The following is a 17,161-nucleotide window of genomic DNA, read 5'->3' on the forward strand; positions in this document are numbered from 1 at the left end:
GCAACGAGGAGTCCCCGTGACCGCCCCCGAGTCGCCCCAGCCCGCCGACGACGCCGAGGCGCCGCACGTTCCGCCGCTGACGACCCGTGTCGTCATCGCCGAGGACGAGGCCCTGATCCGCCTCGACCTCAAAGAGATGCTCGAGGAAGAGGGCTACACGGTCGTCGGCGAGGCCGGGGACGGCGCCAAGGCCGTCGAGCTCGCCCGCGAGCACCGCCCGGACCTCGTCATCCTCGACGTGAAGATGCCCGTCCTCGACGGCATCTCGGCCGCCGAGAAGATCGCCGGCGAGTCCATCGCCCCCGTCCTCATGCTCACCGCGTTCTCGCAGCGCGAGCTGGTCGAGCGGGCGCGGGACGCCGGTGCCATGGCGTACCTGGTGAAGCCGTTCAGCAAGAGCGACGTGGTGCCGGCCATCGAGATGGCCGTCTCGCGGTTCGCGGAGCTGCGGGCGCTGGAGAAGGAGGTCGCCGACCTCTCCCAGCGGCTGGAGACCCGGAAGTTGGTGGACCGGGCGAAGTCGGTCCTGCAGACGCAGTACGGCCTGTCGGAGCCCGCCGCGTTCCGGTGGATCCAGAAGACGTCGATGGACCGCCGCATGTCGATGCAGCAGGTGGCGGAGGCGGTCATCGAGGACGCCGAGGAGAAGAAGGCGGCCAAGAACAAGGAGCAGTGACCGGCTCCGTACGTACGGGAGAAGGCCCGCCCCCACGGCGTTGTGGGGGCGGGCCTTCGGCTTCCGTGGGGTCGGGGAGGGTCAGTCCTCGCCGAGGTACGCCTTGCGGACGGACTCGTCGTGGAGCAGGTCCTGGCCGGTGCCGGACAGGACGACCTTGCCGATCTCCATGACGTGGCCGTGGTCGGCGAGGGCGAGCGCGGCCTGGGCGTTCTGCTCGACGAGCAGGATGGTGGTGCCCTGGGCCTTGAGCTCGGCGATGGTCGCCATGATCTTCTGCATCATGATCGGGGAGAGGCCCATGGAGGGCTCGTCGAGCATGAGCAGTTTGGGCTGGGACATGAGGGCCCGGCCCATGGCGAGCATCTGCTGTTCGCCGCCGGAGAGGGTGCCGGCGGCCTGCTTGCGACGTTCGCCCAGGATGGGGAAGAGGTCGTAGGCGCGCTGGACGTCCTTGGCGATGCCGGGGCCGTCCTTGCGGAGGAAGGCGCCGAGGAGGAGGTTCTCCTCGATCGACATGCGGGGGAAGATGTGCCGTCCCTCGGGGGAGTGGGCGAGTCCGAGGGAGACGATCTTGTGGGCGGGGATCTTGCGGAGGGACTTGCCCTCGAACTTGATCTGGCCGCCGATCGGCTTGAGGAGGCCGGAGAGGGTCCTCAGGGTGGTGGTCTTCCCGGCGCCGTTGGTGCCGATGAGGGTGACGACCTCACCGGCGTCGACGGAGAAGGAGATGCCCTTGACGGCCTCGATCTTTCCGTAGGCGACGCGCAGGTCCTCGACTTCGAGCAGTGCGGTCATGCGTCGTTCTCCTTGCCCGAAGCAGGGTCGTGCGGGGTGTCCTCCGAGGCGGGGTCGGAAGCCGGTGCCTCGGGGGGCTCGGGGGTCTCGTCGGCGGAGGCCTCGGGGGTCTCGTCGGCCGTGTCGGCCTCGGTGGTCTCCGGGGTGGTCTCCGCCGCGGGGGCGGGGGCCGGGGCCGGGTCCGACTCGACGGGCTCGCCCAGGTACGCGGCGATGACCCGCTCGTCGCTCTGGACGGTCTGGCTGTCGCCCTCGATCAGCTTCTGGCCCTGGACGAGTACGGCGACCCGGTCGCAGAGGTTGAAGATGAAGCGCATGTCGTGCTCGATGACGAGGACGGCGACGCCCATGTCCCGGATGGCGAAGATGAGTTCTTCGGCGGCCCGGGTCTCCTGCGGGTTCATGCCGGCGGTGGGCTCGTCGAGGAGGATGAGGCCGGGGTCGCTGGCGAGGGCGCGGGCGATCTCCAGCTTGCGCTGCTCGCCGTAGGGGAGGTTCTTGGCGAGGTGCTGGGCCTTGTCCTGGAGGCCGATGAACTCCAGGAGTTCCATGGCGCGCTGGGACGCCTCGGCCTCGGCCTTCCGGAAGCCGGGGAGGCGGAGGAGGGCGGACCAGAGGCCCTGCTTCATCCGGGTGTGGCGTCCGACGAGGACGTTCTCCAGGACGGTCATGTTGTGGAAGAGGCGGATGTTCTGGAAGGTGCGCGCGATGCCGGCGGCGGTGACCTTGTAGGAGGTGGGCGGCAGGACCTTGCCCTTGTAGCGGACTTCGCCCTCGGTGGGGACGTAGAGGCCGGTGAGGCAATTGAAGAAGGTGGTCTTGCCGGCGCCGTTGGGGCCGATGAGTCCGACGATCTCGCCGCTGTTGACGGTGAGGTTGACGTCGCGGACGGCGGTGAGGCCGCCGAAGCGCATGGTGACGCCGCGTGCGTCGAGGACGGTCTCGCCCGTGGTGGGGGCGGGGGTGGTGTCGGCGGTCTTGGTGGTGGTGGTCATGGTTCAGGCACCTGCCTTGGCGAGCGTGGCGGGCGTCTCGTCCTTCTCGTGGAACTCCAGTTGGTTGCGCCGGTTGGCGATCATGCCTTCGGGGCGGAAGCGCATGAGGAGGATCAGCGCGACGCCGAAGGCGAGGAGCTGGAACTCGCCCATGAACTGGAGCTTGTTCGGGATGAGGAAGAGCAGCGAGGCGCCGACCAGGGGGCCGCTCATCGTGCCCATGCCGCCGAGGACGACGGCTGCGAGCAGGAAGGCGGAGTTGGGCGGGATGGGGCCGGCGAAGAGGTACTGCTCGGGGGTCACGGTGTAGGTGACGTGGGCCTGGACGGTGCCGGCGAGGCCGGCGAGCGCGGCGCCGAGGGCGAAGGCGATGAGCTTGACGCGGAAGCCGTTGATGCCCATGGCGAGGGCGGCGGTCTCGTCCTCGCGGATGGCGACCCAGGCGCGGCCGATGCGGGAGTCGCCGCTGCGCCGGAAGACCAGCACGACGACCACCATGATCAGCAGCATGAGGAAGAAGTAGTTGGCGAAGCGTCCGATGGTGAAGCCGGCGATGACGTGTTCGGCGCCGAAGTCGAATCCGAAGATGTTGAGGTTCGGGATGGACGCGATGCCGTTGGAGCCGTTGGTGATGTCGGGGCCGGAGGTGCCGTCGGTGTTGTTGACGGCGATGCGGAAGATCTCGCCGAAGCCGAGGGTGACGATGGCGAGGTAGTCGCCGCGCAGGCGGAGGGTGGGGGCGCCGATGAGGACGCCGAAGACCAGGGAGGCCGCTGCGCCGACCAGGACGGCGGCCCAGAAGGGGAAGTGGACGCCGAAGGGGGAGGTCGGGGCGCCGGAGACGAGGGCGGCCGCGTAGGCGCCGACGCCGAGGAAGGCGACGTAGCCGAGGTCGAGGAGGCCGGCGAGGCCGACGACGATGTTGAGGCCCAGGGCGACGGTGGCGAAGATCAGGATGTAGACGCCGAGGGTCGCGTACTGGTCGTCGGTCTGGGTGAAGGGGAAGAGGGCGGCGGCGGTGAAGGCGCCGGCGATGGTGAGGTTCTGGTGCTTGCCGGTGAGCTGGGTGGCCTGCTGGACGAGTCCGGACTTGTTGACGGCGGCGAAGCCGATGCCGGTGGTGATCAGGAAGCCGAGGAACAGCTCGTCGTACTCGGTGCCGACGCCGTAGGTGAAGATGCCGAGGGCGACGGCGAGGACGCCGGTGATGATGAGGATCTCGACGGAGGAGTGCAGCGGGGGGAGCCGTCGCACGGGGCCGGTGGCGAAGGCGGCCTTGAAGGTGGTCCAGCCGTTGCCGGCCTGGTGCTTGAACTGGTCCCAGCCGGTGTCCTCGGGGTCCTTGGGGAGGAGCTTGGGCCGCTCGAAGGGGAGGGCGAGGGCGCCGAGGAGGGCGATCAGGGAGGCGAGGGCGACGACGGCGCCGCCGGGCTCCAGGTTGATCGGGCCGCCGAGGGTGATGCTGATGGCGCCGACGGTGAACCAGGCGATGGCGAAGTTGGCGATGGCGGCGAGCCGGAGGGCGGCGTCGCCGCCGGCGGGGGTGAGCCAGCGGGTGCCCTTGACGCCGTAGGTGGAGAGGGCGAAGAGGGTGGTGAGCAGGCCGGTGACGAGGACTTGGAGCTGGAGGCCGCCGGGGGAGCCGTAGAAGGTGAGGTCGCCGGGGAAGCTGGGGGTCCAGGTCCAGGCGAGGAAGCAGCTCGCGACGGTGAGGGCGCCGCCGCCCGCGGTGAGGAGGCGGGCGGTCTTGGCGGGGATGAGGCCGATGAGGCCGGTGGCTTCGGCGGGCTCGGGGGCCGCTGCTGCCTGGGGGTTCTCGGAGATGGTGGTCATGGTGCTCACGCCCTGTCCGCGACGCGCTCGCCGAGGAGGCCTTGGGGCCGGGCGAGGAGTACGACGATGAGGAGTACGAAGGCCCAGACGTCGGCCCAGGACTGGCCGCCGAGCTGCTCCATACCGGGGATGTGGCTGATGTAGGCCGTCGCCATGGTCTCGGCGATGCCGAGGACGACTCCGCCGATCATGGCGCCGTAGATGTTGCCGATGCCGCCGAGGACGGCGGCGGTGAAGGCCTTGAGTCCGAGGAGGAAGCCCATCTTGTAGTCGACGACGCCGTACTTGAGGCCGTAGGCGACGGCGCCGACGGCGGCCATCGCGGCGCCGAGGGCGAAGGCGATGACGATGATGCGGTCGGTGTTGACGCCCATGAGCTTGGCGGTGTCGGGGTCCTGGGCGGTGGCCTGCATGCCGCGGCCGGTGCGGGTGCGCATGACGAAGAAGGCGAGGAAGGCCATGCAGATGGGGGCGGCGACGAGGAGGAAGACGTCGCCGGTCTGGATGGTGATCGGGCCGAGTTCGATGGCGCCGCCGGGGATCTGCGGGAAGGTGCGGGCGGACTTGGCCTCCGGGTACAGCGACCAGACGAGCTGCTGGAGGGCGAGGGAGAGGCCGATGGCCGTGATGAGGGGGGCGAGGCGGGGGCCGCCGCGGAGCGGGCGGTAGGCGAGTCGTTCGGCGCCGACGGCTATGGTCGTCGCGACGAGTACGGCGCCGATGATCATGAGGGGGAGTGCCACCCACATGCTGGTGCCGCCGGGAAGGATGAGCCAGACCGTGAGGGCCCCGAAGCCGCCGGTCATGAAGATCTCGCCGTGGGCGAAGTTGATGAGCTGGACGATGCCGTAGACCATCGTGTAGCCGACGGCGACCAGCCCGTACATGGATCCCAGTAGCAGGCCGTTGACCAGCTGCTGCGGCAGTTCGTTCACCGCATTGTCCTCCGAGACTTTCGACGGATGTGACACCGCGCGGGGAGCCTGGTGCGGCGCCCCGCGCGGTGAGGGTGGTGCTGGGTGTGGGGTGGGGTCAGCTACCGAAGGTGCCGGACTTGACGGGCTTGAACGCGCCGCCCTGGACCTTGTAGACGGTGAGCTGCTTGTTGGTGGTGTCGCCGAACTCGTCGAAGGAGACCTTGCCGGTCACGCCCTCGAAGGAGACGCCCTGGAGGGCCTCGACGACCTTGGCGCGGGCGCCGTCGGGGAGCTTGCCGCCGTTGCCGTCGACGACCTTCTTGACGGCCTCGATGATGGCCCAGGTGGAGTCGTAGGAGTAGCCGCCGTAGGCCTCGTAGGCCTCCTTGTAGTTCTCGGCCTTGTAGTTGGCCAGGAACTCCTTGGCGGAGGCGAGGGTCTCGATCGGGGCGCCGACGGAGGTGGCGAAGTCGCCCTCGGCGGCGGTGGCGCCGGCGAGCTTCACGTACTCGGGGCTGTAGAGGGCGTCGCCGCCGACGACGGTGACCTTGGCGCCGGCTTCCTTGATCTGCTTGGCCAGGGGGCCGGCCGCGGGGTACTCGCCGCCGTAGTAGACGACGTCGGCGCCGGAGCTCTTGACCTTGGTGGCGACGGCGGAGAAGTCCTTGGTGTCGGGGTTGATGTGCTCGGTGCCGAGGACCTTGCCGCCGAGCTTCTCGAACTCGGTCTTGAAGGTGCCCGCGAGGCCGGCGCCGTAGGTCTTCTTGTCGTCGATGATGAAGGCCTTGGTCTTCTTGGCCTCCTTGACGACGTACTGGGCGGCGAAGGGGCCCTGGATGGCGTCGGTGGTGGCGGTGCGGAAGTACGACTTGTAGCCGCGCTTCTTGTCGCCGGTGCTCCAGTTGACGCCCTGGCTCAGGGCGGGGTTGGTGTTGGCCGGGGAGACCTGGGCCAGCTTGGCGTCGTCGAAGACCTTCTGCATGGATTCGGCGACGGAGGAGTTCAGGGGGCCGACGACGCCGAGGACGGTCTTGTCGGCGACGAACTTGGTGGCGTTCTGCTGGCCGGCGGAGGGCTGGGCCTGGTCGTCGAGGGACTCCAGCTTGAAGGTGACGCCCTTGACGTACTCCTTCTTGTTGGCCGTCTTGACCGCGAGGTCGGCGGAGTTCTTGATGCCGAGGCCGAGGGCGGAGAGTTCACCGGTGATCGGCGCGTCGAGGCCGATGGTGACGGTGACGTTGCCGCTGTCGCCGTTGCCGGCGCCGCCCTTGTCGTCGCGCGAACCACAGGCAGTGAGGGTGAGCGCTCCCGCGGTGACCGCGGTGGTGAGTATGAGCAACGAACGGTTTCGCACGAAGGGTCCTTTCCCTGGCGCGGCCCCCTCGGACGAGGTGGTGCCGTGAAGCTGCGGAGCGAGGGGTGCCGTTTTGGAACGCCGGGCCGTACTGGGTTGGTACAGGGCCGTGCAGTAGGACGCGCCCGGCGGCGCGGTGACTGGCGGTGACTCTAAGCGCAGGTGGGGAGGGTCGGGGAGCGGCGAGGTCAGGATGTGACTGTCTTGTTATGCCGACGGGGAAAGAGTGTGCGCGACGGGTGGGCAAATCGGGGCAAAGGTGTTCTTTACGCGGTGTTCACATAGTGAGAACGCGCAGTTCCGCTAAGGGGCTTGAGTGATTCTTGGTCCTGACCGGCGCCTCGCGCGACTCTCCGGATATCGGACAGTGGCAGAAACCTCAGCGGACGAACCGGCGCCTCCGGTTCGGGAGGTTCCCCCTCGCGCGAAGATCACGGAGAGTGATCGGCGGCGAGGCGGGAACGGCGGAGGGGACGACACCCGATGGTTGTCGTCCCCTCCGCCGTTCCCGCCCGCGCGGGTCTCAGGCGTCCGCGCCCGCCCCCGCGTCCGGGACGTTCTCCGCGTCCTTGGCGGTGACCTCGCGCAGCATGCAGGTCAGGCGCGCCGAGCAGACCCGCCGGTCCTGCTCGTCGGAGATCACGATCTCGTACGTGGCGGTGGACCGCCCGCGGTGCACCGGGATCGCCACGCCGGTCACCAGGCCGCTGCGGACCCCGCGGTGGTGGGTGCAGTTCAGGTCGACGCCGACCGCGATCCGGGAGACCCCGCCGTGCAGCATCGACCCGACGGAGCCCAGCGTCTCGGCGAGCACCGCCGACGCCCCGCCGTGCAGCAGCCCGTACGGCTGCGTGTTGCCCTCCACCGGCATGGTGCCCACGACCCGCTCGGCCGAGGCCTCCAGGATCTGCACGCCCATCCGGTTGCCGAGGTGCCCCGCGGAGAAGAGGGCCGGGAGGTCGACGCCGAGCGCCGCGTACTCGTCGATGACCTCCTGCGGGAACTTCACGTGCTGCTGCTCACCCATGGCCCGGCTCCGTTCGTCTTCGTGCGGCTCTGACCGGCGCGATCCGGCCGATCGCGCTGGTCGCGCCGATCGCGCTGGTCGCGTCGCTTCCACCTGAGCGTACTAAGCGTTCGCTCAGGTGGAAGGGGATTGTTCCAGACGGACGATCACGGACTTGCTCGCGGGGGTGTTGCTGACGTCCGCCGTCGACTCCAGCGGCACCAGGACGTTCGTCTCCGGGTAGTAGGCCGCCGCGCACCCCCGGGCCGTCGGGTAGTGCACCACCCGGAAGCCGGGCGCCCGCCGCTCGACGCCGTCCCTCCACTCGCTCACCAGGTCCGCGTACGCCCCGTCGGCCAGGCCGAGGGCCGCCGCGTCCTCCGGGTGCACCAGGACGACCCGGCGGCCCCCCTTGATGCCCCGGTAGCGGTCGTCCAGGCCGTAGATCGTGGTGTTGTACTGGTCGTGCGAGCGCAGCGTCTGGAGGAGCAGCCGGCCCTCCGGCACCCTCGGGTACTCGACGGGCGCGGCCGTGAAGTTGGCCTTGCCGGTCTTCGTGGGGAAGCGGCGCTCGTCGCGCGGGGCGTGCGGCAGCGCGAAGCCGCCCGGGTCCGCCGCGAGCCGCGCGTTGAAGTCCTGGAAGCCGGGCACCACGCGCGCGATGCGGTCCCTGATCCGGGCGTAGTCGGCCTCGAACTCCTCCCAGGGCGTGGCCGATCCGTCGCCGAGGACCGCGCGGGCCGTCCGGGCCACGATCGCCGGCTCGGACAGCAGGTGCGGGCTCGCCGGGGGCAGGTTGCCCCGGGAGGAGTGCACCAGGCCCATCGAGTCCTCGACCGTCACGAACTGCCGTCCGGCCTTCTGGACGTCCTTGTCGGTGCGGCCGAGGGTGGGCAGGATCAGCGCGCGCGTGCCCGTCACCGCGTGCGAGCGGTTCAGCTTCGTCGACACGTGGACGGTGAGCCGGGCCCGGCGCATCGCCGCCTCCGTCACCTCCGTGTCGGGCGTCGCCCCCACGAAGTTGCCGCCCATCGCGAAGAACACCTTCGCCTCGCCGTCGCGCAGCGCCTGGATCGAGCGGACCACGTCGAAGCCGTGGTGGCGCGGCGAGACGATCCCGAACTCCTTGTCCAGGGCGTCGAGGAACGCGGGCGCGGGGCGCTCGAAGATGCCCATCGTCCGGTCGCCCTGCACGTTCGAATGGCCGCGGACCGGGCAGACGCCCGCGCCCGGCCGCCCGATGTTGCCGCGCAGGAGCAGCAGGTTGACCACTTCGCGGATGGTGGGCACGGAGTGCTTGTGCTGGGTGAGGCCCATCGCCCAGCAGACGATCGTCCGCTCCGAGGCGAGGACCATCTCCAGGGCCCGCTCGATCTCGGAGCGCTCCAGACCGGTCGCCGCCAGGGTCTCGTCCCAGTCGGCCTCCTCCGCGGCCGCCGCGAACTCCTCGTACCCGTGGGTGTGTTCGCGCACGAACTCCTCGTCGACCGCTCCCGGGGTCGCCAGGACCAGCTTGTTGAGGAGGCGGAAGAGGGCCTGGTCGCCGCCGATCCGGATCTGGAGGAAGAGGTCGGTGAGCGCGGCGCCCTTGAGCATGCCGCGGGGGGTCTGCGGGTTCTTGAACCGCTCCAGGCCGGCCTCCGGCAGCGGGTTGACCGAGATGATCCGGGCGCCCGCGGCCTTCGCCTTCTCCAGGGCGGACAGCATCCGTGGGTGGTTCGTGCCCGGGTTCTGCCCGGCCACGACGATCAGGTCCGCCCGGTGCAGGTCCTCCAGGGAGACGCTGCCCTTGCCGACGCCGATGGTCTCCGTCAGGGCCGAACCCGACGACTCGTGGCACATGTTGGAGCAGTCCGGCAGGTTGTTCGTGCCGAACTCGCGGGCGAAGAGCTGGAGCAGGAACGCCGCCTCGTTGCTGGTGCGGCCCGAGGTGTAGAAGAGCGCCTCGTCGGGGGAGTCCAGGGCCCGCAGCTCCTCGGCGAGGATCCCGAAGGCCCGCTCCCAGGTCACCGGCTCGTACCGGTCGCCGCCCTCGGGAAGGAGCATCGGCTGCGTGATGCGGCCCTGCTGGCCCAGCCAGTACCCGCTGCGCTCCGCCAGGTCCGCGACCGGGTGCGCGGCGAAGAACTCCGGGGTGACCCGGCGCAGGGTCGCCTCCTCGGCGACGGCCTTCGCGCCGTTCTCGCAGAACTCCGCGACGTGCCGCCTGTCCTCCTCGGGCCAGGCGCAGCCGGGACAGTCGAAGCCGTCCTTCTGGTTGACCCTGAGGAGGGTCCGCGCGGTGCGCAGGGACCCCATCTGCTCCCGGGCGATCCGCAGGGTGTGCCCGACGGCGGGCAGCCCGGCGGCGGCGTGCTGCGGCGGCGTGACCTGCGGTGCGTCCTGGACCGGGTCACCGGCCGGCGGCTTGCTGACCATCGCGCTCTCCCTTGAGCGGTCGTCCTGCGGCGTACGTCTCCGATCCTGTCACGCGCCACCGACAGCCCGGCACCCCGGCCGGTGAGGAGGGGATTGTCGGTGGGCCGTGGCAGGATCGTCCCGTGGCCCAGACAGCATCGAAGAACACCGCAGACACCCGCCCCCGCCTGCTCCTGATGGACGGGCACTCGCTCGCGTACCGGGCGTTCTTCGCGCTGCCCGCGGAGAACTTCACCACCGCGACCGGGCAGCCGACGAACGCGATCTACGGGTTCGCCTCGATGCTGGCGAACACGCTGCGCGACGAGGCCCCCACGCACTTCGCGGTCGCGTTCGACGTGTCCCGCAAGACCTGGCGGTCCGAGGAGTTCCCCGAGTACAAGGCGAACCGCTCGAAGACCCCCGACGAGTTCAAGGGGCAGGTCGAGCTGATCGGCGAGCTGCTCGACGCGATGCGCGCGCAGCGCTTCGCCGTCGACGGCTTCGAGGCGGACGACGTCATCGCCACCCTCGCCACGCAGGCCGAGGCCGAGGGCTTCGACGTGCTGATCGTCACCGGCGACCGGGACTCCTTCCAGCTCGTCACCGACCACGTCACCGTGCTCTACCCCACCAAGGGCGTCTCCGAGCTGACCCGCTTCACCCCGGAGAAGATCCAGGAGAAGTACGGCCTGAGCCCCTCGCAGTACCCCGACTTCGCGGCCCTGCGCGGCGACCCGTCGGACAACCTGCCCGGCATCCCCGGCGTCGGCGAGAAGACCGCCGCCAAGTGGATCAACCAGTTCGGCTCCTTCGACCAGCTCGTCGAGCGCGCCGACGAGGTCAAGGGCAAGGCCGGGCAGAACTTCCGCGACCACCTGGAGTCGGTGCGGCTCAACCGGCGCCTGACCGAGATGGTCCGGGACGTCGAGCTGTCGAAGACGGTGGCCGACCTCGCCCGCGAGCCCTACGACCGGACGGCCGTCGCCCTCGTCCTCGACACCCTGGAGATCCGCAACCCCTCGCTGCGCGAGCGGCTCCTCGCCGTCGACCCGGGCTCCGCCGAGGAGGACGCCCCGGCGCCCGCCGCGGGCGTCGAGCTCGACGCCTCCGTCCTGGCCGCCGGCGAGCTCGCCCCCTGGCTCGCCGAGCACGGCACCGGGCCCCTCGGCGTCGCCACCGTCGACAGTTGGGCGCTCGGCACCGGAAACGTCTCCGAGGTCGCCCTCGCCGCCGCCGGGGGGGCCGCCGCCTGGTTCGACCCCAGCGAGCTCGACGAGACCGACGAGCGGGCCTGGGCCGCGTGGATCTCCGACCCCGACCGCCCCAAGGTCATGCACAACGCCAAGGGCGCCCTGCGGGTCTTCCCCGAGCACGGCTGGAGCGTCGCGGGCGTCACCATGGACACCGCCCTCGCCGCCTACCTCGTCAAGCCCGGCCGCCGCTCCTTCGCCCTGGACGCGCTCTCGATCGAGTACCTCGGGCGCGAGCTGGCCCCCGCGGCCGCCTCCGACGGGCAGCTCGCCTTCGGCGCCGACGACACCGCCGAGGCCGAGGCCCTCATGGCCCAGGCCCGCGCCGTCCTGGACCTCGGCGGGGCCTTCGACGAGCGGCTCGGCGAGGTCGGGGCCCGCGAGCTCCTCCACGAGGTCGAGCTGCCCACCTCCGTCCTCCTCGCCCGCCTGGAGCGGCACGGCATCGCCGCCGACCGCGAGCACCTGGAGGCCATGGAGCAGCAGTTCGCCGGCGCCGTCCAGCAGGCCGTGAAGGAGGCGCACGCCTCCGTCGGCCACGAGTTCAACCTCGGCTCGCCCAAGCAGCTCCAGGAGGTCTTCTTCGGCGAGCTGAACCTCCCGAAGACCAAGAAGACCAAGACCGGCTACACGACCGACGCCGACGCGCTCGCCTGGCTGGCCGGCCAGACCGAGCACGAACTGCCCGTGATCATGCTCCGTCACCGCGAGCAGGCCCGGCTCCGCTCCACCGTCGAGGGCCTGATCAAGACGATCGCCGCCGACGGCCGGATCCACACCACCTTCAGCCAGACCGTCGCCGCCACCGGCCGCCTGTCCTCCACCGACCCCAACCTGCAGAACGTGCCGGTGCGCACCGACGAGGGCCGGGCCATCCGGCACGGCTTCGTCGTCGGCGAGGGCTTCGAGGCCCTGATGACCGCCGACTACAGCCAGATCGAGCTGCGGGTCATGGCCCACCTCTCCGAGGACGAGGGCCTCCTGGAGGCCTTCACCTCCGGCGAGGACCTGCACACCACCGTCGCCTCCCAGGTCTTCGCCGTCGAGCGGTCCGCCGTCGACGCCGAGATGCGCCGCAAGATCAAGGCCATGTCGTACGGCCTGGCCTACGGCCTCTCCGCCTTCGGCCTCGCCCAGCAGCTCACCATCGACCCGGCCGAGGCCCGGATCCTGATGGAGACCTACTTCGAGCGCTTCGGCGGGGTGCGGGACTACCTGCGCCGGGTCGTCGACGAGGCCCGCGCCACCGGCTACACCGAGACGATGCTGGGCCGCCGCCGCTACCTGCCCGACCTCAACAGCGACAACCGCCAGCGCCGCGAGGCCGCCGAGCGGATGGCGCTCAACGCCCCCATCCAGGGCACGGCCGCCGACATCGTGAAGGTCGCCATGCTGAACGTCGACCGGGCGCTCACGGAAGCGGGCCTCACCTCCCGGATGCTCCTCCAGGTCCACGACGAAATCGTGCTCGAACTCGCCCCCGGCGAGCGCGAGCAGGTCGAGGCCCTGGTCCGCGAGCAGATGTCCGGCGCGGCCCACCTGCGCGCCCCGCTCGACGTCTCCGTCGGCGTCGGCCGGGACTGGGACTCCGCCGCGCACTGACGCGCACCGCCCCCGGTCCCGTACGGCTCCCGTACGGGACCGGGGGCGGGCGGGCGGCCGCCGTGCGGGCCCCGGGGGTGGGGCGGTGTGCGCCGGATGGACCACTCCGGAGGGCGTTCCGGCGCCCGGGCTCACGAAACTGAGCAGCATGATCACGAGCTGCCGCGCCCGCCTTCGCGCCTGGGCCCTGCTCGGAGCCGTACTCGGGGCATCGGGCGCCGTCTGGCCCGCCGAGGCGCACCGGGCGCCCGCACTCTGCACCTCGTCCCGCGAACCGACCCTCGCCTCCCGCTTGTCCCAGGACATCGCCAAGGCCCTCAAGGGCCGCGACGGCACGGTCTCCGTCGCCCTGCACGACCCCGCGCGGGGGCTGCGCTGCCGGCTCGACGACACCCTGGTGTACGACTCCGCCAGCATCGCCAAGGTCCTCGTCCTGGAGGCCGTCCTCGGACGGGCGGCGGAGCTCGGCCGCGCGCCCACCCGCCTGGAGTCCCAGCGGATGAGGGCGATGATCACCCGCTCCGACAACAAGGCGGCCGGCGAACTGTGGCAGGGGCTCTCCCGCGCCCGCCTCACCAGGGTCCTGCGCGACGTCGGGGCCAGGGACACCGTCCCGGGGCACGGCGGCTACTGGGGACTGACCCGCACCACCGCCCGCGACCAACTCGCCCTCCTCGCCGCGGTGTCCCGCCGCGCCGAGGCGCTGTCCCTGATGGGCCAGGTCGTCCGCGACCAGGCCTGGGGCGTCACCTCGGGCGCGCCCCGCACGGTCAAGGTCCACCTCAAGAACGGCTGGCTGCCCCGCGCCACCCACGCCTGGCGCGTCCACAGCGTCGGCGTGGTGCGCGCGGCCGCGGGCAAGGGGAAGGGCGGGGGAGGGGACGGGGGCACTGGGGCGAGTACGGTCGCAGGCACGGGTGCAGGGATCGGTACGGGCGCGGGTACGGGAGCGGGTGCGGGTGCCCGGGTGGGCGGTGCCTCCGCGACCGACTACCGGCTGGCCCTCCTGAGCCACGGCAACCCCACCATGCGGTACGGCATCCGGACCCTGGAGGGGGTCGCCCTGGCCGTGCACCGCAGACTCTCCGGGAGCGCGGCGGCCCGCGACTTCACGCCCCCGGAGGAGGTCAGCGAGGTCCCGGACGGGAGCGCTCCGGCCGGGACGCCGGGGCCTCCGCCTCCGCGTCCGGGAGAGCCGGGGCCCCCGCCCCGGGAGCGGGCGGCGCTCCAAGGAGCCGCGCCCCCGCCCCGTACAGCACGAGCCCGACGGCGAGTCCGGCGCCGGCCCCGAAGCACGCCGTCGGGATGACGTCCAGGGGCGTCTCGATCCGGTCCCAGCCCCAGTACGCGGCCCAGCGCAGCACCCGGTGGGCGATCCCGGCGAGGACGCAGCCGCCGACGAGCCCGGCCGCGACGAGCCGCCCGCGCCGGTCCGGGACCGGCACGCCGGCGGGGAGCCCCGCCCCGGGCGCGGTGGCGCGCAGCGCCCGGGCGGCGAACCGTCCGAGGAGCAGCAGGGCCAGCGCCGAACCCCCGTACTGCGCGTAGAGGTAGACCGGGAAGCCGGCCACGATCTCGCCGAGGAAGGGGATCGCGCGGGTGCCCCAGCGGTCGAGGTGGGTGAAGGAGTCCCACACCACGTGGGTCGTGGCGCCGAGCACCGCCGAGAGGAAGAACCACGCCGCGAGCGCGGCCGGCCGCCGCTCCCGCCAACGGCGGCCCACGACGAGCCCGTACACCCTGCCCCGCCACCGGGCGGGCAGCAGCGCCACGAGCGGTTCGCGCACGGTCAGCCACAGGCCGACGAGCACGGCCGTGATCAGCACGTCGGCCGTGACGATCCCGGCGGGGGAGTGCGTGACGTCTCCGAAGGCCATCGCGGCGGGGAACGCCGTGGCGGCGAAGTAGGTCATGTCGGGTGCGAAGGAACCCGCGACGAGGGCGGACGCGACCAGCGGCCCGCGCGCGGTCCCGTTCCGGCGCAGCCCGGGCAGCACGGCGGCGGCATGGCTCAGCGTGAACGGCAAGGGGGACTCCCGGGGTTCGGACGGCGACGGCCCGTAGGGGGACGGCCGACGGTCCATGATCGGTCGCAGTGCAAGAGGCGACGGGCACCCCGATCGGTTCCCGCCCCCGTTGGGTCGGCAGGCGGCCGAGAGGTGACGAAAGCGTGAAACACGGTCACCGGCCGGTACTCGGCGGTACGGAGTTGGCATAGGGTCGCCGGAGGCCGCGCGCGGGGAGCGCGGGGCCGCAGTCGATCGGGGAGGAAACGACGCATATGGCACCGGACATGGGACGCCGGCTGCGCAGGGGGGCCACCAGTGGGGCGGTCGTGGCCGCGGCGGTCGCCGCGCTCGCCGCATCGCAGGCACCGGAGGCGATCCAGCCGACCACGGACAACGCCGGCGGCGACCGCGCCGTCGGCGCGGGGGAGACCGCCCCGCCGTCCGGCGAGGGCTCCGCGACCGGTGACTCGCCGTACTACACGGAGCTGCCACCGCTGAACAAGCCGGGCAAGCCCACGGTGAGCATCGCCCTGCCGGTGGTCACCGGCCCCGCCGAGGCCGGCATACCCGCGTCCGTCCTCTCCGCCTACAAGCGGGCCGAGCAGTCGATCCGCTCGACCGACCCCCACTGCAACCTGCCGTGGCAACTGCTCGCCGGCATCGGCAAGGTCGAGTCCGGGCAGGCGCGCGGCGGCCGGGTCGACGGCAACGGCACGACCACCTCGCCGATCCTCGGCCCCGCCCTCAACGGCGTCGGCTTCGCCAACATCTCCGACACCGACGGCGGCGCCTACGACGGCGACAAGGTCCACGACCGCGCCGTCGGCCCGATGCAGTTCATCCCGTCCACCTGGGCCACGTGGGGCCAGGACGCCAACGGCGACGGGAAGAAGGACCCGAACAACATCTACGACGCGGCACAGGCCGCCGGTCTCTACCTCTGCGCCAATGACCGCAACCTCGCGCTCAGGGCCGACCTCGACCGCGCGATCCTCAGCTACAACCGCTCGACCGAGTACCTGAACACGGTCCTGTCCTGGTTCGAGTACTACAAGCGCGGCACCCACCAGGTCCCGGACGGCACGGGCGTGCTGCCGGTCGACCGCAGCGACGTCCGCCGCCCGGGCATCTTCCCGAACCCCACCAGGCCGTTCCCGACCGCGCCGACGTCCCCCTCCCCGACGCTCCCCGCGCCGGAGCCGAGCGCCCCGAACCCGAAGCCGTCCACGCCCGGGGCGACCAAGCCGCCGACCGTCCCGACCAAGCCCCCCACCACCGACCCGACGCCGCCCGCCCCTTCGCCGGCCGGGAGGGTGGCGGAGCTCACGGTCGCGGCCAACGGCCAACTCACCGCGACCACCGACAGCGACTTCGCGAAGACCCCCCGGGTCGCGGCGCTCGACGCCTCGGGCAAGCCGGTCGCCAAGGTGAGCGTCCGCTTCGAGATCGTCGGGAGCACCGACACCCGCTTCGCCGGGGGCAAGACCGTCGTCACCGCCACCACCACCGCGTCCGGCGTCGCCTCCTCCCCGGCGCTGCGGGCCGGCGAGGAGACGGGATCGTTCAAGATCCGGGCCACCGTCGTGGGCCGGACCCTGGGCGCGGCCGAATTCGCCGTCTCCGTCACGGAGCGCCGGGCGGACACCCTCGTCCGCGTCGGCGACGCCGCCCTGTCGGCCGCCACCGGCACCGCCTTCGACCAGCAGGTCCAGGTAAAGGCCACCCTCAAGGAGGCCCTCGCCCCCGGCGTGCCCGTCACCGCGCGGATCGTCACCGCGCAGACGGACGAGGAGGCGAGCGCCGAGGGCCCGACCTTCAAGAGCACGTCCTCCCGCACCGCCACCTTCCGGACCGCCACGGACGGCACCCTCACCCTCGCGGCGGGCGACCTCCTCGCGGGCGACAAGGCGGGCACGTACTTCCTCGAGCTGACCACGCCCGGCGGCGGCGCCCTCTTCGTCGAGCTCAAGGTCACCGAGCCCACTCCCACGCCCCCCACCTCCACTCCGGAGCCGAAGCCCTCCGAGAGCGGTACGCCCGAGGCCTCCCCCTCGCCGTCCACCTCTCCCTCCTCGTCGTCCTCCACGCCGACGGACTCCTCCACCTCCACCGGCACGCCCAAGGGCTGATCACCGCCCCGAGGCCCGACCACTGCCCGAGGACCGATCGCTCCCGAGGCCTGATCACCGCATCCGCAGGCCGATCAGGGCTCCGGGGCCCGGCCGCCTCGCCCGAGGCACCGGCCCGGCCGCACCGCGCCGCCCCTTCCGTCCGCACCGGGCGAGGGGCGGCGCTTCGCGTTCCCCGGCCACGTCCCGCCC

11 protein-coding genes and 1 pseudogene are annotated in these 17,161 nt (G+C 71.8%); 4 read left to right on the top strand and 8 right to left on the bottom strand.

Translation table 11 applies throughout. The features are described from left to right. Window positions 1-16 precede the first annotated feature (16 nt). Window positions 17-676, top strand: a complete 660-nt coding sequence (locus ACFYNX_RS09635; RefSeq protein WP_356543442.1) for a response regulator — start codon at window positions 17-19, stop codon at window positions 674-676. Between the two features lie 81 nt (window positions 677-757). Here the strand turns inward: ACFYNX_RS09635 and ACFYNX_RS09640 are convergent, their stop codons facing one another. The 7 genes from ACFYNX_RS09640 to ACFYNX_RS09670 form a co-directional block, all read right to left on the bottom strand. Further along, window positions 758-1,474: an ABC transporter ATP-binding protein gene (locus ACFYNX_RS09640; RefSeq protein ID WP_125668508.1), complete on the bottom strand. Its 717-nt coding sequence runs from the start codon at window positions 1,472-1,474 to the stop codon at window positions 758-760. Then, a complete protein-coding gene (locus ACFYNX_RS09645; protein ID WP_388659415.1) occupies window positions 1,471-2,469 on the bottom strand; it encodes an ABC transporter ATP-binding protein in 999 nt (332 codons plus the stop codon). The genes ACFYNX_RS09640 and ACFYNX_RS09645 overlap by 4 nt, the downstream gene beginning before the upstream one ends. A 3-nt stretch (window positions 2,470-2,472) precedes the next feature. Further along, window positions 2,473-4,302: a branched-chain amino acid ABC transporter permease gene (locus ACFYNX_RS09650; RefSeq protein WP_365541114.1), complete on the bottom strand. Its 1,830-nt coding sequence runs from the start codon at window positions 4,300-4,302 to the stop codon at window positions 2,473-2,475. 5 nt (window positions 4,303-4,307) lie between these two features. Then, window positions 4,308-5,237, bottom strand: coding sequence for a branched-chain amino acid ABC transporter permease (locus ACFYNX_RS09655; RefSeq protein ID WP_125667028.1), 930 nt, complete (start codon window positions 5,235-5,237; stop codon window positions 4,308-4,310). Between the two features lie 97 nt (window positions 5,238-5,334). After that, complete coding sequence (locus tag ACFYNX_RS09660) at window positions 5,335-6,573, bottom strand: branched-chain amino acid ABC transporter substrate-binding protein (protein ID WP_125667027.1); 1,239 nt, start codon at window positions 6,571-6,573, stop codon at window positions 5,335-5,337. A 523-nt stretch (window positions 6,574-7,096) separates the two neighbouring features. Beyond that, window positions 7,097-7,600 (bottom strand): hotdog fold thioesterase, encoded by a 504-nt coding sequence (locus ACFYNX_RS09665; RefSeq protein WP_388659418.1) that lies wholly within the window; start codon window positions 7,598-7,600, stop codon window positions 7,097-7,099. A gap of 114 nt (window positions 7,601-7,714) precedes the next feature. Then, a complete protein-coding gene (locus tag ACFYNX_RS09670; RefSeq protein ID WP_365540891.1) occupies window positions 7,715-9,997 on the bottom strand; it encodes an FdhF/YdeP family oxidoreductase in 2,283 nt (760 codons plus the stop codon). A gap of 122 nt (window positions 9,998-10,119) precedes the next feature. Here ACFYNX_RS09670 and polA point away from each other — a divergent pair, with 122 nt between their 5' ends. Beyond that, window positions 10,120-12,831, top strand: coding sequence for a DNA polymerase I (gene polA, locus ACFYNX_RS09675; protein WP_365540890.1), 2,712 nt, complete (start codon window positions 10,120-10,122; stop codon window positions 12,829-12,831). A gap of 508 nt (window positions 12,832-13,339) precedes the next feature. Beyond that, window positions 13,340-13,678 (top strand): annotated as a pseudogene (locus ACFYNX_RS09680) (serine hydrolase); the annotation flags it as partial. A 280-nt stretch (window positions 13,679-13,958) separates the two neighbouring features. Here ACFYNX_RS09680 and ACFYNX_RS09685 read toward each other — a convergent pair. Beyond that, a complete protein-coding gene (locus tag ACFYNX_RS09685; protein ID WP_388659422.1) occupies window positions 13,959-14,858 on the bottom strand; it encodes a DUF4184 family protein in 900 nt (299 codons plus the stop codon). Between the two features lie 254 nt (window positions 14,859-15,112). On the opposite strand from ACFYNX_RS09685, the gene ACFYNX_RS09690 reads away from it, so the two are divergent. Continuing rightward, window positions 15,113-16,969 carry a lytic transglycosylase domain-containing protein gene (locus ACFYNX_RS09690; RefSeq protein WP_388659425.1) on the top strand — a complete coding sequence of 619 codons (1,857 nt, stop codon included), beginning with the start codon at window positions 15,113-15,115 and terminating at the stop codon, window positions 16,967-16,969. Window positions 16,970-17,161: the final 192 nt, after the last annotated feature.

The organism is Streptomyces sp. NPDC007872 (assembly GCF_042868165.1).
Classification (GTDB): Bacteria; Actinomycetota; Actinomycetes; order Streptomycetales; family Streptomycetaceae; genus Streptomyces.